At 66.2% G+C, this 18,253-nt stretch carries 13 protein-coding genes; 12 read left to right on the top strand and 1 reads right to left on the bottom strand.

Annotated elements, in window-relative coordinates; genetic code table 11:
• The first annotated feature begins 74 nt into the window (after positions 1-74).
• The 12 genes from IE266_RS08115 to IE266_RS08060 all read left to right on the top strand — a co-directional run bounded on the left by IE266_RS08115 (position 75) and on the right by IE266_RS08060 (position 17,097).
• Positions 75-1,670, top strand: a complete 1,596-nt coding sequence (locus IE266_RS08115) for an ABC transporter substrate-binding protein (protein ID WP_189679567.1) — start codon at positions 75-77, stop codon at positions 1,668-1,670.
• Between the two features lie 81 nt (positions 1,671-1,751).
• Entirely contained in the window at positions 1,752-2,741 is a 990-nt protein-coding gene (locus IE266_RS08110; protein WP_189679566.1) for an ABC transporter permease, read from the top strand.
• Positions 2,738-3,613, top strand: coding sequence for an ABC transporter permease (locus tag IE266_RS08105; RefSeq protein WP_189679565.1), 876 nt, complete (start codon positions 2,738-2,740; stop codon positions 3,611-3,613). The genes IE266_RS08110 and IE266_RS08105 overlap by 4 nt, the downstream gene beginning before the upstream one ends.
• Positions 3,610-5,256, top strand: a complete 1,647-nt coding sequence (locus IE266_RS08100; protein WP_189679564.1) for an ABC transporter ATP-binding protein — start codon at positions 3,610-3,612, stop codon at positions 5,254-5,256. Before IE266_RS08105 ends, IE266_RS08100 begins: the two co-directional genes overlap by 4 nt.
• A 9-nt stretch (positions 5,257-5,265) precedes the next feature.
• Positions 5,266-6,888: an aminotransferase class V-fold PLP-dependent enzyme gene (locus IE266_RS08095; protein ID WP_189679563.1), complete on the top strand. Its 1,623-nt coding sequence runs from the start codon at positions 5,266-5,268 to the stop codon at positions 6,886-6,888.
• Positions 6,888-8,186, top strand: coding sequence for an NAD(P)/FAD-dependent oxidoreductase (locus tag IE266_RS08090; RefSeq protein WP_229863942.1), 1,299 nt, complete (start codon positions 6,888-6,890; stop codon positions 8,184-8,186). Before IE266_RS08095 ends, IE266_RS08090 begins: the two co-directional genes overlap by 1 nt.
• Before the next feature lie 11 nt (positions 8,187-8,197).
• A complete protein-coding gene (locus IE266_RS08085) occupies positions 8,198-8,689 on the top strand; it encodes an L-2-amino-thiazoline-4-carboxylic acid hydrolase (RefSeq protein ID WP_189679562.1) in 492 nt (163 codons plus the stop codon).
• A 3-nt stretch (positions 8,690-8,692) separates the two neighbouring features.
• On the top strand, positions 8,693-9,868 hold the full coding sequence (locus IE266_RS08080; protein ID WP_189679561.1) for a M20 aminoacylase family protein: 1,176 nt from the start codon (positions 8,693-8,695) through the stop codon (positions 9,866-9,868).
• Between the two features lie 310 nt (positions 9,869-10,178).
• Entirely contained in the window at positions 10,179-13,277 is a 3,099-nt protein-coding gene (locus tag IE266_RS08075) for a hybrid sensor histidine kinase/response regulator (protein WP_189679560.1), read from the top strand.
• Entirely contained in the window at positions 13,274-14,146 is an 873-nt protein-coding gene (locus tag IE266_RS08070) for a CheR family methyltransferase (RefSeq protein ID WP_229863941.1), read from the top strand. The genes IE266_RS08075 and IE266_RS08070 overlap by 4 nt, the downstream gene beginning before the upstream one ends.
• The gene (locus tag IE266_RS08065; RefSeq protein WP_189679857.1) at positions 14,136-16,037 is read left to right on the top strand and encodes a response regulator; all 1,902 of its coding nucleotides are present in this window, start codon (positions 14,136-14,138) and stop codon (positions 16,035-16,037) included. The genes IE266_RS08070 and IE266_RS08065 overlap by 11 nt, the downstream gene beginning before the upstream one ends.
• 190 nt (positions 16,038-16,227) lie before the next feature.
• Positions 16,228-17,097: a YihY/virulence factor BrkB family protein gene (locus IE266_RS08060; protein ID WP_189679558.1), complete on the top strand. Its 870-nt coding sequence runs from the start codon at positions 16,228-16,230 to the stop codon at positions 17,095-17,097.
• Positions 17,098-17,220: 123 nt separating this feature from the next.
• Here IE266_RS08060 and IE266_RS08055 read toward each other — a convergent pair whose 3' ends face one another.
• Positions 17,221-18,198, bottom strand: a complete 978-nt coding sequence (locus tag IE266_RS08055; protein ID WP_189679557.1) for an amidohydrolase family protein — start codon at positions 18,196-18,198, stop codon at positions 17,221-17,223.
• Positions 18,199-18,253 lie beyond the last annotated feature (55 nt).

Raw genomic sequence — 18,253 nt, 5'->3', positions numbered from 1 at the left:
TTTCGTCAGGTAAGGTGCGAGATGACGAACGGGCCGCGAGAGGCCGAACCAACCGACTAGGAGACTCGGGAAAGATGACAGTGACATTGAACAAGACCAAGCTTGCGCTGGCCATGGCCGGCGTTCTGAGTTCGGCTGCCTTCTCGGCCTATGCCGCCGAAGACGTGCAGAAGGGCGGCACCGCCATCATCCACATGAACTCCGAACAGCGCATCCTGAACCCGGCGCTGCGCGCTTCGACCGGTGTCTACAACATCACCGGCAAGATCATGGAGCCGCTGATCGACAAGTCCTACGACGGCTACGTGCCGGTGCTGGCGACCGAGTGGTCCGGCTCCGAGGACGGCAAGACCATTACGCTGAAGCTGCGCGAAGGCGTCAAGTGGCACGACGGCAAGGATTTCACCTGCGATGACGTTTCCTTCTCGGCGATCGAGCTGTGGAAAAAGCTGCTGAACTATTCCTCGTCACTGCAGGCCAACCTGGAAAGCGTCGATTGCCCCGACCCGCATACCGCGGTCTTCAACTACTCCAAGCCGATGCCGCTGGCGCTCTTCGTGGCCGCCATGCCCGACCTCGGACATCCGGTGCCCAAGCACCTGTTCGAAGGCACCGACATCCTGAAGAACGAATACAACACCGCGCCCGTCGGCACTGGTCCGTTCAAGTTCGTGGAATACGAGCGCGGCCAGTATGTGATGGCCGAGAAGAACGAGAACTACTGGCGCGAGGGCTATCCCTACCTCGACCGGATCGTCTGGCGCTTCATGACCGACAAGTCTGCCGCCGCGGCCGCCCTGGAAGCGGGCGAAGTGCATGAATCTGGCTTCATCGGCGTCTCGATGGCCGACATCGAACGTCTGGGCAAGGACGACCGCTTCACCGTCGGCACCCAGGGCTACGAGAACAACGTGGCCCACTCGACTGTCGAGTTCAACCACCGCAACCCGATCCTCGCCGACCTGAAGGTCCGCCAGGCGATGTATCATGGTCTCGATATCGACTATGCGATCAAGACCATCATGCGCGGCTTCGCCAAGCCGGGCCGTGGTCCGGTCCCGAGCGCCGGTGGCGACAACTACACCGACCAGGTGACCACCTACGCCTATGATCCGGAACTGGCGAAGAAGATGCTTGACGAGGCCGGTTACCCGGTCAAGGACGACGGCTTCCGCTTCCACCTGCGCCACCGTCCGGCGCCCTGGGGCGAATACACCCAGCTCTGGGCCGAATACTACGCCCAGGCGATGAAGGAGATCGGCATCGACGTCGAACTGCTGACCAACGACGCGCCCGGCTTCCTGAACGGCGTCTATCGTGACCACGACTTCGACACCGCCAACGGCTGGCACCAGTTCCGCTCCGACCCGGCGGTCTCGACCACGGTCTGGCTGCGCTCGGGTCAGCCCGAGGGTTCGCCCTGGACCAACCAGTTCGGCTGGAAGAGCGACGAGATGGACAAGCTGATCGACGACGCGGCCTCCGAACTGGACCCGGCCAAGCGCGCCGAGATGTACCACGAGATCCAGGCCCGCTCGATGAACGAGCTGCCGGTGATCTTCGCCATCGAGCATCCGTTCATCTCGGTGACGTCGAACAAGCTGCACAACCACCACAACAACCCGCGGTGGAACTCGTCCAGCTGGTACGACCTCTGGCTCGAACAGTAAGCTGAACCCCGGCGGGCGCGGCTCCGGTCGCGCCCGACCTTTCCCGATCCCTGCCGACCACCGCTAAGGATCCGCAAGACGATGACCCTCCACATGCCCCCGATCCTGGCCTATGCGCTGCGGCGCTTCGCGCAGGCGATCCCCGTGATCATCCTGATCATGATCGGCACCTTCCTTCTGCTCAAGCTGGCGCCGGGCGATACCATCGACGCGCTGGTCGGGGACATGGGCGGGGCCGATGCCGCCTTCATCGACCGTCTGCGCGCCGAATACGGGCTCGACCAGCCGGTCTGGGTCCAGCTCTGGCGCTACATGGTCAAGCTTGCCTCCTTCGATTTCGGCTGGTCCTTCGTCTATGAACAGCCGGTGTCCACGGTCCTGATGGAGCGCCTCGGCACCACGCTGCTGCTCATGGCGACCTCGCTCAGCATCGCCTTCACCGCCGGTATCGCGCTCGGCGCCATCGCCGCGCGGCGCGCCTATTCGCTGACCGACAACCTGATCTCGGTGCTGGGTCTGGTGTTCTACGCCACGCCCTCGTTCTTCCTCTCGCTCATGCTGATGCTGGTCTTCTCGGTGAAGCTCGGCTGGCTGCCGGTCGGCGGGATCAAGACCATCGCCGCCTTCTACACCGGCTGGGACCACGTCTGGGACGTGGTGCGCCACCTCATCATGCCGACCGCTGCCCTCTCATTGATCTACCTCGCCTTCTACCTGCGCCTGATGCGCGCCTCGGTGATGGAAGTGGCCGATCTTGACTATGTCCGCACCGCGCGCGCCAAGGGGGCCGGCGAGGGCCGTCTGATGATCCACCACATCATGCGGAACGCGCTGCTGCCGGTGGTCACGCTGCTGGGCCTGCAATTCTCCACCGTGCTCGGCGGCTCGATCGTGGTCGAGACCATCTTCTCGCTGCCGGGCCTTGGGCAACTCGCCTACAAGTCCGTGGTGCAGCGCGACCTGAACACGCTCATGGGCATCATCTTCCTCTGCGCCATCATCGTGGTGGTCGTCAATTTCCTGACCGACCTGCTCTATGCGCGCCTCGACAGCCGGATCGAACTCAAATGACCTTTGCAGACACCGAAATCGCTCCGCCCGAACCGCCGCGCTACGTGATGTTCTGGCGCCGCTACAAGCGCAACCGCGCCGCGCTGCTGGGGCTGGTGCTCTTCGCCATCGTCATCCTCATGGCGCTCTCCGCCGGCATCGTCGATCCCGGCGACCCGCTGCGCCGCGCGGGCGAGCCGCTGACCCCGCCCTTCATAAACTGGGAGACCCCGCTTGGCACCGACCAGCTCGGCCGCGACGTGCTCTCCGGCGTCCTGTACGGCGCGCGCATCTCGCTGATGATCGGCGTCGTCGCCACCCTGGTTGCCATCGCCATCGGCGTGGTGATCGGCGCGCTGGCCGGCTATTTCGGCGGCTGGGTCGACGACGTGCTGATGCGCATCACCGAGGCCTTCCAGACCATCCCCAACTTCGTGCTGCTGCTGGCGCTGGTCGCCATCATGGGCTCCAAGATCGAGTGGATCACGCTTGCCATCGGCATCGTCAGCTGGACCGCGCCGGCCCGGATGGTGCGGGCCGAGTTCATGTCGCTCCGGGGCCGTGAATTCGTCGATGCCGCGCGCAACCTCGGGGTCTCGAACACCGCGATCATCTTCCGCGAGATCCTGCCCAACGCGCTGCCGCCCATCGTGGTCTATGCCTCGGTCATCATGGCGCTCTCGATCCTGATGGAAAGCGCGCTGGCCTTCTTGGCGCTGGGTGACCCGAACTATGCCAGCTGGGGCAACATGATCGGCCAGGGCCGCGCCGTGCTGCGCACCGCGCCCTATTGCGCCGTCATCCCCGGCATCGCGATTGTCCTGACCGTGCTCTCCTTCTCGCTCCTGGGCGAGGGGCTGAATGACGCCCTCAACCCGAGGCAGAAGAAATGACCGACACCAGCGCGCCCATCCTCGACCTGCGCCAGCTGCAGATCTGCCTGCCCAAGGGCGCCGACCGCCCCTTTGCGCTCGAAGGACTCGACCTGACCATCAACCCGGGCGAGATCGTCTGCCTTGTCGGCGAAAGCGGCTCGGGCAAGTCGCTCTGCGCCGGCGCGATCATGGGCCTGCTGCCGGAACCGCATGTGCGCGTCACCGGCGGCGAGATCCGCTTCATGGGGCAGGAGCTGCGCGGCAAGACCGAGGCCGAGATGCGCAAGCTCCGCGGCGCTGACATCGCCATGATCTTCCAGGAGCCGATGACCGCGCTCAACCCGCAGAAGACGGTGGGCTGGCAGATCGACGAGGTGCTGCGCCTGCACACCCCGATGAACCGCGTGCAGCGCAAGGACCGCGCCATCGAACTGCTCGAACGGGTCCATATCCCCGAGCCGCTCTCGGCCTACAATGCCTATCCGCACCAGATCTCGGGCGGCCAGCGCCAGCGGGTGATGATCGCCATGGCGCTGGCGCTCTCGCCCAAGCTCATCATCGCTGACGAGCCGACCACCGCGCTCGACGTGACCACTCAACTCCAAATCCTCAAGCTGATCCGCGAGCTGCAGAAGGACGAGGGGGCAGGGGTACTCTTCATCACCCATGACTTCGGCGTGGTGGCCGAGATCGCTGACAAGGTCGCTGTGCTCTGCCGCGGAGAGCTGGTCGAAAGCGGCACCACCGACGAGGTGCTCAACCACCCCAGGCACGCCTATACCCAGGCCCTGATCGCCGCCGTGCCCTCGCTGACGCCGCCGCCGGTCAAGGCCGCCTCCGACGCGCCGGTGGTGCTGAAGGGCACCGGCCTGCGCAAGACCTTCGCCGCCCGCGGCGGCCTGCTGTCCGGACGGCGCAAGGCCGTCACCGCGGTCAAGGACCTGAGCTTTGAACTGCGCCAGGGCGAAACCCTGGGCGTCGTCGGCGAAAGCGGCTCGGGCAAGACTACGGTGTCGCGCATCGTCACCCGGCTGCTGGAATGCGACCAGGGCTCGGTCGAGCTCGACGGCAAGGACCTGCTTGCCGCCACCCCGCGCGAATTGCGCGCCCTGCGCAAGCACATCCAGATCGTGTTCCAGGACCCGATGGCCTCGCTCAACCCGCGCAAGCGGGTGGTCGACCTGATCGCCCAGGGCCCCATCGTGCATGGCACCGACCCGGCCAAGGCCCGCGAGGACGCCAAGCGGCTGCTCGAACTGGTCGAACTCTCGCCCGCCGCCGCCAACCGCTTCCCGCACGAATTTTCCGGCGGCCAGCGCCAGCGCATTGGCATCGCCCGCGCCCTCGCGCTTGAACCCAAGGTCATCGTCGCCGACGAGCCGGTCTCGGCGCTCGACGTCTCGGTGCAGGCGCAGGTGCTGAAACTGCTGGCCGACCTGCGCGACCGGCTCAACCTCTCGCTGCTCTTCGTCACCCACGATCTGCGCGTCGCGGCGCAACTCTGCGACCGGATCATCGTCATGCAGAAGGGCGAAATCGTGGAAAGCGGCCTCACCGCCGAGGTCTTTTCCAACCCGCAACATCCCTACACGCAGAACCTGCTTTCATCGATACCGGGCCGCGACTGGACACCTCCGTCGCTGCGCACCGATGCCGCCTGAGGACCAAGAATGTCACTGGAATTCAAAGATATCCGCAACGCCCTCATCGGCGAGGGCACCGCGATGTCCGGCCCCTTCGGGCCCCGTTCGCTGATCTATGCCGACTATGTCGCCTCGGGCCGCGCGCTCGGCTTCATCGAGGACGCGATCCGCACCCATGTGCTGCCCTTCTACGGCAATACCCATACCGAAACCTCCTTCGTCGGCCGCCGTACCACCCAGCTGCGCGAGATGGCGCGCGAGGCGGTGCGCGGGGCGGTGGACGCCGACGACAACCACGCGGTGATCTTCACCGGCTCGGGCGCGACCGGCGCGGTCGACAAGCTGGTGCGCGCCTTCGCCATGAAGGGTCTGGCGCAGGGCGTCGTCTTCGTCGGCCCCTATGAACACCACTCGAACGATCTGCCCTGGCGCGAAAGCGGCGCGACTGTCGTGCGCGTGCCGCTGAACGATGCGGGCACCATCTGCCTGACCGCGCTGGAACGCGCTTTGGCCGAACATGCTGCGGCCCCGCTCAAGATCGGCGCCTTCTCGGCCGCCTCCAACGTCACCGGCGTGCGCACCGACCTGCGCGCCCTGGCGCGCCTGCTGCATGATCACGGCGCCTTCTGCGTGGCCGATTTCGCCGCCGCCGCGCCCTATATGCCGGTGCGCCTGGCCGAAACCGCCCCCGGCGCGCGTGACCGGATCGACGCCGCCGTGCTCTCGCCGCACAAGTTCCCCGGCGGCCCCGGTGCCTCGGGCCTGCTGATCGCCGACCGCAGCCTGTTCGACACCGCGCGCCCGACGCTGACGGGCGGCGGCACGGTGAGCTATGTCACCGCCGAGGGCCACAGCTACATCTCCGACCCGGAACACCGCGAAGAGGGCGGCACCCCCGCCATCGTCGACAACATCCGCGCCGGCATGGTGCTCCAGCTCAAGCGCGACATGGACGAAGACCGGGTCGAAAGCCGGGAACAGGTGCTGACGCGGCGCATGGAAGACGCGCTGCGCGCCATTCCGGGGATGGAGCTGCTCGGCCCCAGCAACGTGCCGCGCCTCGGGATCTTCTCCTTCAACCTGCGCGTCAGGGGCAAGCTCTTGCACCACAACTACGTGGTCGCGCTGCTCAACGACCTCTTCGGCATCCAGGCCCGCGGCGGCTGTTCCTGCGCCGGACCATACGGCCACGCGCTGCTCGACATCGACCCCGAGCGCAGCGCCCGCCATGCCTCGGCCGTGCATCACGGCCATTCGATCTTCCGCCCCGGCTGGGCGCGCTTCGGCGTGAACTGGTTCTTCGACGAAGAGGACGTCGACCGCATCGCCACCGCCGTCGGCTTCATCGCCGAAAAGGGCCTCGACATGCTGGCTTATTACCGGCTCGACGCGGACGAGGGGATCTGGCGGGCGGTGACCCCGTTCGAGGACAGCTGCCCGCAGGCGCTCTCGACTCTGTGGGAGGGCTGCGCCGGCGCCACCGCTGACGTGCCCGATTTCGCCACCTGCCTGGCCGAGGCGCACCGCCTCGCCGCCGCCGCCGCCACCGTTCCCTGCGCCGAGGGTCCGGTCCTCTCGCCCGAGGAAGAGTCGCTGCGCTGGTTCTGGCTGCCGCAGGAAGCCGCATTGAACCGGGAAGGAGCGCGCTGATGTCGGTCGAATTCCCGAAATCCCTCTGGGCCGCCACCGCGCCCGAACGCACTCCGAACGCCCCGCTGTCCGGCACCGAGGAAACCGACGTCGCGGTGATCGGCGCGGGCTTCACCGGCCTCTCGGCCGCCATCGAGGCCCGCCGCCGCGGCCGCGCCGTCACCGTGCTCGAAGGCAAGGCCGCCGGCTGGGGCGCCTCGGGGCGCAACAACGGCCAGGTCATCCCGATCCTCACCTCGGCCGAACCCGACGTCTGGGTTTCGCGCTACGGCGAGGCCGGCCGCCGCATGGTCCGCCTGATCGGCAATTCCGCCGACGTGCTTTTCGACCTCGTGCGCGAATTCGACATGAAGGCCGAGGCCGAGCAGAATGGCTGGTTCCAGCCCGCCCATAGCCCCGGCCGGGTCAAGCTCTCGCAGAAGCGGGTCGAGGCCTGGCAGCGGTACGGCTTCCCGGCCGAACTCAAGGACGCCCGCCAATGCGCCGAGATGCTGGGCAGCGAGTTCTGGTACGGCGGCATGTTCAACCCCACCGGCGGCCATATCAACCCGCTGGCATTGGCGCGCGAGATGGCGCGGGTGGCCGAGCATCTGGGCGCCGTGATCCGCGAACAAAGCCCGGTCACCTCCTATGAACGGGTCGGCAGCCAATGGGTCATCCGGACCGCCAACGGCACCCTCAAGGCCCGCGCGCTGATCCTGGCCACCAACGCCTATACCGGCGAACTCGTCCCGCGCCTTGCCCCCCGCATCGCGCATTCCATCGTGCCGATCCTCAGCTGGCAGATGGCGACCGAGCCGATGGGCGACAACCTGCGCAGCAAGATCCTGCCGGGCCGCCAGGCCGTCTCCGACACCCGCGGCGACCTGCGCTTCTTCCGCTACGACGCCCGCAACCGGCTCATTACCGGCGGCGCGGTGATGGGGTCCTACGATATCGCCAACCGGGTCCGCCGCAAGGCCGCCAACAGCCTGGCCGAGGCCTTCCCCGAACTCGGCGTGCCCGAGATGACCCACGTCTGGTCCGGCTACATCGGCATGAACTGGGACCGCTTCCCGCGCATCCACCGACTCGGCCCCGACGGCTGGGCCTGGGTCGGCTGCAACGGGCGCGGCGTGGCGCTCGGCACCTCGCTGGGCCGTGAACTCGCCCGCGCCGCCACCGGCCAGCCCGAAGAGGAACTGGCCCTGCCGGTCACCGAACCGACACCCTTCCCGATGCACGGCATCGTGCGCCGGGTCGCCCCGACCTATCTCGCCTGGCTGAAACGCCAGGACCACAAGGAAATCAACCTTTGACGGAGACCGCCATGACCGACGCCAAGATGGACCTGAACGACATTCCGATCCTGCTGCGCCGCAGGATCGAGGCGATGATGCTCAAGCACGTCCTCGACGTGATCACCGAACGCTCGGGCCGCGAAGAGGCCGAGGCGGTGATCGGCGCCGCCTGCTCCAAATCGGCGATCGAACAGGGCAAGATGCTGGCCGAACAGCTTGGCCGCGCGCCCGACCTGACCGATTTCGCCGCGATCCAGCCCGCCTGGACCCGCGAGGACGCCCTGCGCATCGAGCCGGTCGAGATGTCCGAGGAGAAGATGGACTTCAACGTCGTCAAGTGCCGCTATGCCGAGATGTATCGCGAGATGGGCCTGGGCGACATCGGCCACCTGCTGTCCTGCAACCGCGATGGCGACTTCTGCATCGGTTACAATCCGGCGATCGAGATGACCCGGACGCAGACCATCATGAAGGGCGCCAGCCACTGCGATTTCCGCTACCGCATGAAGAAGGAGGCCTGATCCATGGCCGTCGAGAACTGGGTCGCCGGGCAGATCGCGGATCTGACTGCCTTCCGCCACGATCTGCACATGAACCCCGAACTGCTCTATGACGTCGAGCGCACCGCCGGCCGCGTCGCCGAGGCACTCCGCGCCGCCGGCGTCGACGAGGTCCACGAAGGGATCGGCCGCACCGGCGTCGTCGGCGTCATCCGGGGCCAGACCAACATCTCGGGCCGCACCATCGGCCTGCGCTCGGACATGGACGCGCTGCCGATCCTGGAAGCGACCGGCAAGCCCTATGCCTCGCAGGTGCCGGGCAAGATGCACGCCTGCGGCCATGACGGCCACACCACCATGCTGCTGGGCGCCGCGCGCCACCTGGCCGAAAGCCGCGCCTTCGACGGCACCGTCATCGTGATCTTCCAGCCCGCCGAAGAAGGCGGGGCAGGGGCCCGCGCCATGATCGAGGACGGCCTGTTCAAACGGTGGCCCTGCGACGAGGTCTACGGGATGCACAACCGCCCGAACCTTCCGGTCGGCCAGTTCACCATCAACTCGGGCGCGATCATGGGTTCGGTCGACGAGGTCAGGATCACCATCACCGGCCGCGGCGGCCACGCCGCCCGCCCCGAGCAGACCATCGACCCGCTGCCGATCGCCGCGGCGCTGCTCCAGGCGGTCCAGACGCTGACCTCGCGCAACATGGACCCGATCGACAGCGCGGTGATCTCGCTCTGCACCATCCAGGCGGGCAATGCCTTCAACGTGATCCCGCAGGATCTCACCATGACCGGCACCGTGCGCACCCTGCGCGAAGAGGTGCGCGACATGATCGAGGAGCGCCTCGGCACCATGGTCGCCAATATCGCGGCCGCCTTCGGCGCCGAGGGCAAACTCGACTATGTCCGCCATTACCCGGTGACGGTCAACCACGAACGCGAAACCGCCCTCGCCGCGCAGGCCGCGCAAGAGGTGGCGGGCACCGACAACGTGCTGCTCGACATGCCGCCAACCCTGGGCGGAGAGGATTTCTCCTTCATGCTCAACGAGGTGCCCGGCGCGATGATCAATGTCGGCAACGGCCCCTCGGCCGGGCTGCACCACCCCGAATACGACTTCAACGACGACGTCATCACCTGGGGCTGCTCCTACTGGACGACGCTGGTCCGCCAGCGGCTGCCCCAGGGCCAGGCCTAGGTCGACTGCCTGCAGGGGCGAAACGGATTTGGCGGGGAGTCTTCCCCGCCTGTTGCCGTTGCGGTGGAACCGAAGGCGCGCCCGGTTTGGAAAGTCCTGATTTCGCAGTTGGCCCGCCTTCCCGCGGGCCCTGGAAACCTGGCCTGTCTGGGTGCGACAGGGCTGCCGGCGTTGCCATGGAATTTGGCAACTTCCCTCTGCCACGCGCCGCAGCCGCGGAACATTCGCAAGAAAAATGATCAATTCAGGGAACCGATCGTGCCGGGGAACGTTCTGAACCACCAGGGTTAGCATCTCCGGGGGTTATGGATTGCCGTTAAATAAAGACGCTGCGCTCTCGGCGGTGATTGTTTCACTGCTGCTCGTTGTCTTCGCCATCGATTATTTCGCGCCTCTCGGGATCGCGGTCTGGGTCATCTACCTGCTGCCGCTCTTCATCAGCTTCCTCAGCAATTCGCAGCTCCGCCCCGTGCAGACCGCCTTCCTGGCGTCGCTGGGTATCATCGCAGGCTATTTCACCGACACGTCGAACCTGGACGCGGACCTGGCTGCGACGAACCGGACCATGGGCGTCGTGGTCATGCTCCTGCTGGGCGCGGGTGGTTTCTTCTTCGTGCGGTTCCGCTCGGCGCTCAAGATGTCCGACTGGTTGCAGCAGGGGCAGGTCGCCGTCGGTCGTGCCGCCGAAGGCGAGCAAACCCTCGAAGTGATGGCGGATGGGATACTTGCGACGCTGGCCGAACAGATCGGGGCGCGCTCGGCAGTCTTCTATGTGCGGGATGGCGCGACGCTGACATGCGCGGGGTCATTCGGTTTGCCGGAAGGTCACGGCGTGCCCATGACAGTGGTCGAGAACGAAGGCCACCTCTGGCGCTGCCTGAAGGACAACCGGGTTCTCGAAATCGGCGATCTCGGGGACGAGGCCCTGCCATTCGGAACCGCTTTGGTGCGCGGCGCGACGGGGCAGGCGATCCTGGTACCCGTGCATGTTGGCGGGCGGGCGAACGGAGTTCTGGAATTCGGCCTGACGGGGCCGATCAGCGAGGCCGGGCGCATCTTTCTGCAGCGCATCGGCGACCAGGTCGGGATTGCCGTCCGTTCCGCGCGCGACCGGGCCAGGCTGCGTGACCTGCTCGAGGAAACCCGCCGCCAGGCCGAGGAACTCAAGGCCCACACCGAGGAACTGGCAGCCACCAACGAGGAGCTGGAGGAGCAAACCCGCGCGCTGCAGGAAAGCCAGCAGCGGCTCGAACAGCAGCAGGCCGAACTGGAAGAACAGAACACCCAGCTCGAAAGCCAGACGGCCGAGCTGGAATTGCAGCGAGACTCGCTGGCGCGCTCGGAACGCCTGCTTGGCGAACAGGCCGAGACGCTGGAACGCGAGAGCCGGTTCAAGTCCGAGTTCGTCGCCAACATGAGCCACGAGTTGCGCACGCCGCTGAACGCGCTTCTCATCATGGCGCGCCTGCTGCACGACAACCGGGCAGGCACGCTCACGAAGGAACAGCTGACCTGGGCCGAGACTATCGAAAGCTCGGGCAAGGACCTGCTGGCGCTGATCAACGATATCCTCGACCTCTCCAAGATCGAATCCGGCAAGCTCGACCTTGTGTCCGAGCCTGTCCGGCCGTCTGACCTGGTCGCGAAGGTGATGCGCACCTTCACGCCCCAGGCGGCGGCCAAGCGGCTGGAACTGACCTGCCAGGTCGACGAGACACTCCCCGAGTTCATGAGCGATCCCAATCGGCTGGAACAGGTGCTGCGCAACTTCCTGTCGAACGCGATCAAGTTCACCGATAGTGGCAGTGTCGATCTGGCCGTCCGGCGCGACGGAAACGATATCGTCTTCGCGGTCAAGGACAGCGGGATCGGCATCAAGCCTGAAGAGCAGGACGTGATCTTCGAAGCCTTCCGCCAGGCCGATGGCACGATCAGCCGCAAGTTCGGCGGAACCGGCCTGGGCCTGTCGATCTCGCGCCAACTGGCCGAGATGCTTGGCGGTGACATCGATGTCGAAAGCGCGCCCGGACAGGGCAGCACTTTCTCGATCCGCTTGCCCATGCGCAGCATAGAGGAGACGGGCAGGGCGCGCGCTCCGGCGCAACCGCGCCGTAGCCAGAAGCCGGTGCCACGTGAGTCCGAACCCGCAGAGTCGGAAACGGGCATCCGCTTCCCCGCACCGCTTGCCGGTGTGGAGGACGACCGGGATCGGCTGTCCGCGGGTGATCGCGTCATACTGGCGGTCGAGGACGATCCGGCCTTTGCCCGGATACTCGTCGACCTCGCCCATGAACTCGGGTTCCGCTGCCTCGTCGCCGGTTCGGCCGAGGAGGGCGTGGTTGCAGCCCGGCATTTCCTGCCGCAGGCGGTGATCCTCGACGTCGGGCTGCCCGACCATTCGGGCTTGTCGGTCCTCGACCGTCTCAAGCGCGACATCCGGACCCGGCACATCCCGGTCCACATGGTCTCGGCGCAGGACGCGCAGCGCGAGGCGCTCGAACAGGGGGCGGCCAACTATATCATGAAGCCGGTGAGCCGCGAGCAACTGCTGGACTCGCTGCGTAATATCGGTGCGCGGTTCGACCGGTCGATCCGGCGCCTGCTGATCCTCGAAGACGACCCGGCGCAGCTCGAAGGGTTGAAGGCGCTGCTGGGCGGCGACGGGGTCGAGACGGTGGGGGCCTCGACCGCGGCCGAAGGACTGGAAAAGCTGCGCAGCGAGAGCTTCGATTGTCTTGTGCTCGACATGACGCTGCCCGATGCCTCCGGGTTCGACGTGCTCGAAACGCTGGACCGCGAGGAAGGCCCGTTCCCGCCGGTAATCGTCTACACCGCGCGCGAATTGACCGAGGCCGAAGAACTGCGCCTGCGCCGCCATTCGCGGTCGATCATCATCAAGGGCGCCAAGTCGCCCGAGCGGCTGATCGACGAGGTGACGCTCTTCCTGCACCAGGTCGTCTCGGACCTTCCCGAACCGCAGCGCGAGATGCTGACGAAGTCGCTCAACCGGGACTCGGTTCTCGACGGGCGCCGTATCCTCGTGGTCGAGGACGATATCCGCAACATCTACGCGCTGACCGGAATCTTCGAGCCGCACGGCGTCGAGGTGCAGATCGCCCGCAACGGTCGCGAAGCGCTCGAACACCTGGGGCGCGCGGCCGACAGCGCGGCGCCGCCGGTCGATCTCGTGTTGATGGACGTGATGATGCCCGAGATGGACGGCCTGACCGCCACCCGCGAGATCCGGCGCCAGGAACGCTGGAAGAAGCTGCCGATCATCATGCTGACGGCCAAGGCGATGGCCGATGACCAGGAGCAATGCCTGGCCGCCGGGGCCAACGACTATGTCGCCAAGCCTCTCGACGTCGACAAACTGCTTTCGCTGACCCGAGTCTGGATGCCACGGTGACCGAAGAATTGCACAGCGCCTCCTCTCACCGGATCGAACTCGACCTCTTTCTCGAGGCGCTCCACCGTCGCTACCACTACGACTTCCGGTCCTATTCCCGCTCGTCGCTGGTCCGGCGGGCGCAGCTTGTCTGCGAGCGGCTGGGCTGCGCGACGCTGTCCGAGGCGCAGGGTCGCATCCTGCACGACCCGAGCCTGCTGCCCGATGTGATCGACGGCATGACCGTTCAGGTCAGCGAGATGTTCCGCGATCCGGGCTATTTCGCCGTGCTGCGGTCGCAGGTCATTCCCTACCTGCGGACCTTTCCCCGGCTCAAGGTCTGGGTGGCGGGCTGCAGCGAGGGCCAGGAACTTTACTCGATGGCCATCCTCTTCCGCGAGGAGGGGCTCTTCGACCGCACCATGTTCTATGCCACCGAGATCAACCGCCGTGCCCTGGCCCGCGCCGAGGCCGGCGTCTACCCGATCGAGCGTATGGCCAAGTTCACCGCGAACCACCAGAAGACTGGTGCCCGTACGCCGCTGTCGGACCATTACACCGCCGCTTATGAAAGGGTTGCATTCGACCGGTCGTTGCGGTCCAACATGGTATTCGCCGAGCACAGCCTCGCGACCGATGCCGTGTTCTCGGAGATGCACCTGATTTCCTGCCGCAACGTGCTGATCTACTTCGACCAGGACCTGCAGAACCGCGCCATAGGCCTGTTCCGCGACTCGCTGATCCATGGTGGCTTCCTGGGCCTCGGCTCGCACGAGACGCTGCGGTTCTCGAACCATTCGAACGAATTCGGCCCTTTCCACGAAGGGCAGCGCATCTGGAAGCGCATCGCCAGCTACAAGGCGAGAGAGGAGGAACTCCGTGCCATCTGAACCCGTCCGGTTTCTCCTGGTCGACGACCTGGTCGACAATCTCAACGCCCTCGAGGCGCTTCTGGCGCGTGAAGGGCTGGAACTGCACCGCGCACGGTCGGGGGCGGAGGCGCTGGAGAAGATGCTTTCGCATCAATATGCGCTGGCGCTGCTCGACGTGCAGATGCCCGAGATGGATGGATACGATCTCGCCGAGCTGATGCGCGGCTCGGCGCGGACGCGAAAGATACCGATCATCTTCCTGACAGCGGCCGATTTCGACGAACGCCGGGTCTTCCGCGGATACGAGGCGGGGGCGGTCGACTATATCACCAAGCCGATCGACCCGATGATCCTGAAGTCCAAGGCGCAGGTGTTTTTTGAACTGGGATTGCAGGCCCAGGAACTGGCCGAGCAGCGCGACCGCATGACACGCGTTTCGCGGGAACTGGCCGGAGCGCTGGCGCGGGTAAAGGCGCATCGCGACAACTCTCCGCTGGGCGTGGTCGAACTGGACTGCGGCCTCGTCGTGCGCGAATGGACGCCGGGGGCCGAGCGGATGTTCGGCCGGCAGGCCCGCGAAATCGAGGGCCGCAGGATCGACAGTTGTGGCTGGCTGATGCCGGGTTCCGCCGATGCCCTGACGGCCTTTGTCGCCGAAGTCGATGCGAGCGCCGAATCCAGCCGCCGTTCGCTGGTGCTGTCGGCCAGGCATGGCGACGGCTCGGTCCTGGAATGCGAATGCTACGTCTCGGTCATCACCGGGCAACCGGGCGTCCCCCACAGCGTGACGCTGCAACTCCACGACATCACCGAACGCCGCCGGGCCGAGGAGATCCGATCCACTCTGATCGGCGAGCTGGACCACCGGGTGAAGAACACGCTGGCCAATGTCCAGGCAATTGCCCGTCAGACGCTGCGCCAGACCGCCGATCCCAAGGAGTTTTCCGAGGCCTTCGGTGGCAGGCTGAAGTCGCTGGCCAGTGCCCATGCCATCCTGAGCGCCGAAAGCTGGACCAGCGCCGAGCTGCGCGATCTGGTGGCCGAGCAGGTCGAGCAGCGCGGGCTTGGCGATCACCTGTCGATATCCGGGCCCCCGGTGCGGCTGCCGCCCGCGGCGGCCCTGCGCCTCGCGCTCGCCCTGCACGAACTCGGCACAAACGCGGTGAAATACGGGGCGCTCTCGACCCCCCAGGGCCGGGTGGCAATCGCGTGGCGGATCGAGGGCAGCTCGGTCGTGCTGACATGGTCGGAAACCGGTGGCCCGCGTGTCGCTGCGCCGGATCGCTGCGGCTTCGGATCAACGCTGATCCGGGGCGGTTCGGGCGAGGGCGGTGGCGCCAGCGTGGACTGGCGACCCGAGGGGGTCGTCTGGACCATCAGCGTGGCTCTCGGGAACCGTTCGGAAACCGCGCCGAGTTCAGAAGCGGACCATTTCGCCACGGGCGCACCTGCCGCCAACTCTCACACCGCGCCCGAACAGCGGGGGGAAGAGGCGATCACCCAGGACAAGGTGGTCGAAACGCCGACGCTCGATGGCGCGCGGATCTTGGTGATCGAGGACGAGCCGATCATCGCGCTGGACGTGGCAGGCGAGATCGAGGGCGTCGGTGGCGAGGTTGTCGGGATCGCGGGCAATGTCTCGGAGGCCATGAACATGATCAAGGAGACCGCCCCCGATGCGGTTGTCCTGGATGGCAACCTGGGCGGCGAGCGGGTCGATGCCATTGCCGAGGAGTTGCTGAACCGCCGCATACCCTTCTGCTTCGCCAGTGGCTACGGTCGGGAACATCTGCCAGAGGGCATGAACTTCGTGACCAAGGTGGAAAAGCCCTTCATCTACGGCGAGATCAGCGGCGTGCTCGTCTCCTTGCTGTCGCAGCCGGCAATGCCCAGTTCGGCGATGGCCTGAAGGGCAGGGTGCGCCAAAAGGACGAATAAGGATCGCTCCGCCCCGGGGATGGGAGCTTGGAGTGGCCCGATAGGAGAGGCTCCGATGTCAGTAAACGCGGCCGTCGCCCGCTTTTGCCCTGGCCGAAAGGCAGAGGGCCGGAACTGACCGGTGCAGTAAACGTTCCTCTCTTGGATCAAGAGGGGCAAACATGTTCAAATTTCTCAAGCGCCTGTGGGAAGAGGTATCCAGCGACCGTTTGCCGGTCGTCGCCGCCGGGATCGCATTCTATGGCCTGCTGTCGGTTTTTCCCGGCCTCGCCGCCGCCGTGGGACTCGCCGGCTTGATCGTCGAGCCGCAGTCCTTCGTCGATGCACTGAGCGCGGCGTCCGACATGCTGTCGCCTGCGGTCAGCGACATCATCATCAACCAGGCCACGAAACTGGCCGGATCGCGCGAGGGCGGCTTGACGCTTGCCTTCATCGGCGGCTTGGCTGTGTCGCTCTACTCCGCCTCCTCTGCAGTCGGTGCTTTGATCGAAGGCATCCATGTCGCCTATGACGAGGTCGACGACCGTGGGTTCATCGCTCGTTATGCCTTCCAGATCGGCATGACAGCCTTCCTGATCGCCGCGCTGCTGCTGAGTGTTGGCATCCTCAGCATCACTTCCGTTCTGACCTCAGAGGCGGAACTGCCCGACTACGTGCATTTCGTGGCCTGGCCGCTGGTCGCGGGGATCGTCACGCTGGCGATCTCGTTGCTCTACCGCCTGTCGCTCCGGCATCGGAACCCGCGGGTGCGCTGGATCACGCCCGGCGCGATTCTGGCCACGGTGCTTTGGGTCGCCGGAACGCTTGCCTTCGGCATCTACGCGGCCAACTTCGCCGATTACAACGAGACCTTCGGCACGCTGGGCGGGGCAATCGCCCTGTTGACGTGGCTGTGGATCTCGGCGCTGGTCATCCTCTTCGGAGCCGAGCTGAACGCGACGCTGGACAGCAGCGTCGAGAAGTCTGGGAAGGCGGGCTTTTCGAGGCCGGGACGCGTTGCGATGCGGCCAGAGGCCGTGGCCGAGAGATAGGACATAAAAAGCGGCGTCTTGCTGTCCAAGCGTCGCCGGTCCGTGCGAACCGATTAACGGGGTATTCTGCGCCTGTTGATGGCGCAGCACTCATGCCCAGACGAGGCGCGTTTGGCCGTCCCGCTATTCCAGCCCATCCAGCAGGCTGGCCGCGGTGCGCCAGGCGATCTGTTCCCGTTCTTCCTCGGTAATCCGCGCCGGAGCCAGCGCGTTCTCCCAGGGGTCGTCGTGGAAGATCGGATAGTCCGACCCAAGCATGATCCGATCCGCCCCGTAGAGCGCCACCGCCGCTTCCAGTGCCCGCGGCCCCAGCGAGGCACAGTCATACCAGATGCGCCGCAGAGCACCGGTGGGGAAGGGCTGGTCGGCGTTGCGGTGCCGCGCCACGGCCTCCAGCCGCTCGAAGACGAAGGGCAGGGTGCCGCCCAGATTAACCACCTGGAAGCGGATGCCCGGATAGTGGTCGAGCAACCCGCCCAGCACCACGGTCAGCGCCGTCTGCGCCGCCTGCGCCTGCAACTGGATCACCGAGGTGCGATACTGCGGGAAATCGGGGGCAAGCGGGGCCGGAGACTGGCCCGCCATCGGACCCGGGTGCAGCATCAGCAGGGAGCCTTCCTCGCTCGCCGCCTCCAGCACCGGCGCCAGCTTCCGGGCGTCCTCGATCGAGTTGAAGTAATCCGAAGGCAGGATCGCCCCCGGCAACCGCAGCTCGCGGCGCACCCGCCGCAGCTCACGCGCTGCGAGTTGCATGTCGGCCAGGGGCAGCCCCGCCAGCCCGGTGAGCCGATCTCCTTTCAAGCCAGCCAGGTGGTCGTTGAAGGCGGTAATCGGTGCCGCCACCTCGCCGGCAGGCAGGGAGTCGACGCAGAGCGCGCCGGGAAAGGTCAGCATCCGCCGCGTCAACCCGATCTCCGCCATCCGCGCCAGACCCACCTGCGCGTCGTGATGCGCAGGGGTGAAGGGAAACTCGCCGTTCATGGCCAGCATCACCTCGACCCCGTCGGCGCGGGTGCGCAGGCAGGGCCGTTCGGCGCGGTCGTGCAGGAAATCCACCAGCCCGCCGCCGTAGAAATGGGCGTGCATGTCAATGCGTTGCATGGCGCGGTTCCTCAGAGCAATGCTTTCTTTAGTTGAACTAAAGCATATGCTAATA

Origin of the sequence: Seohaeicola zhoushanensis, assembly GCF_014656415.1 — a bacterium.
GTDB lineage: Bacteria > Pseudomonadota > Alphaproteobacteria > Rhodobacterales > Rhodobacteraceae > Seohaeicola_A > Seohaeicola_A zhoushanensis.
This window is presented reverse-complemented; position numbering and strand designations above follow the sequence as displayed.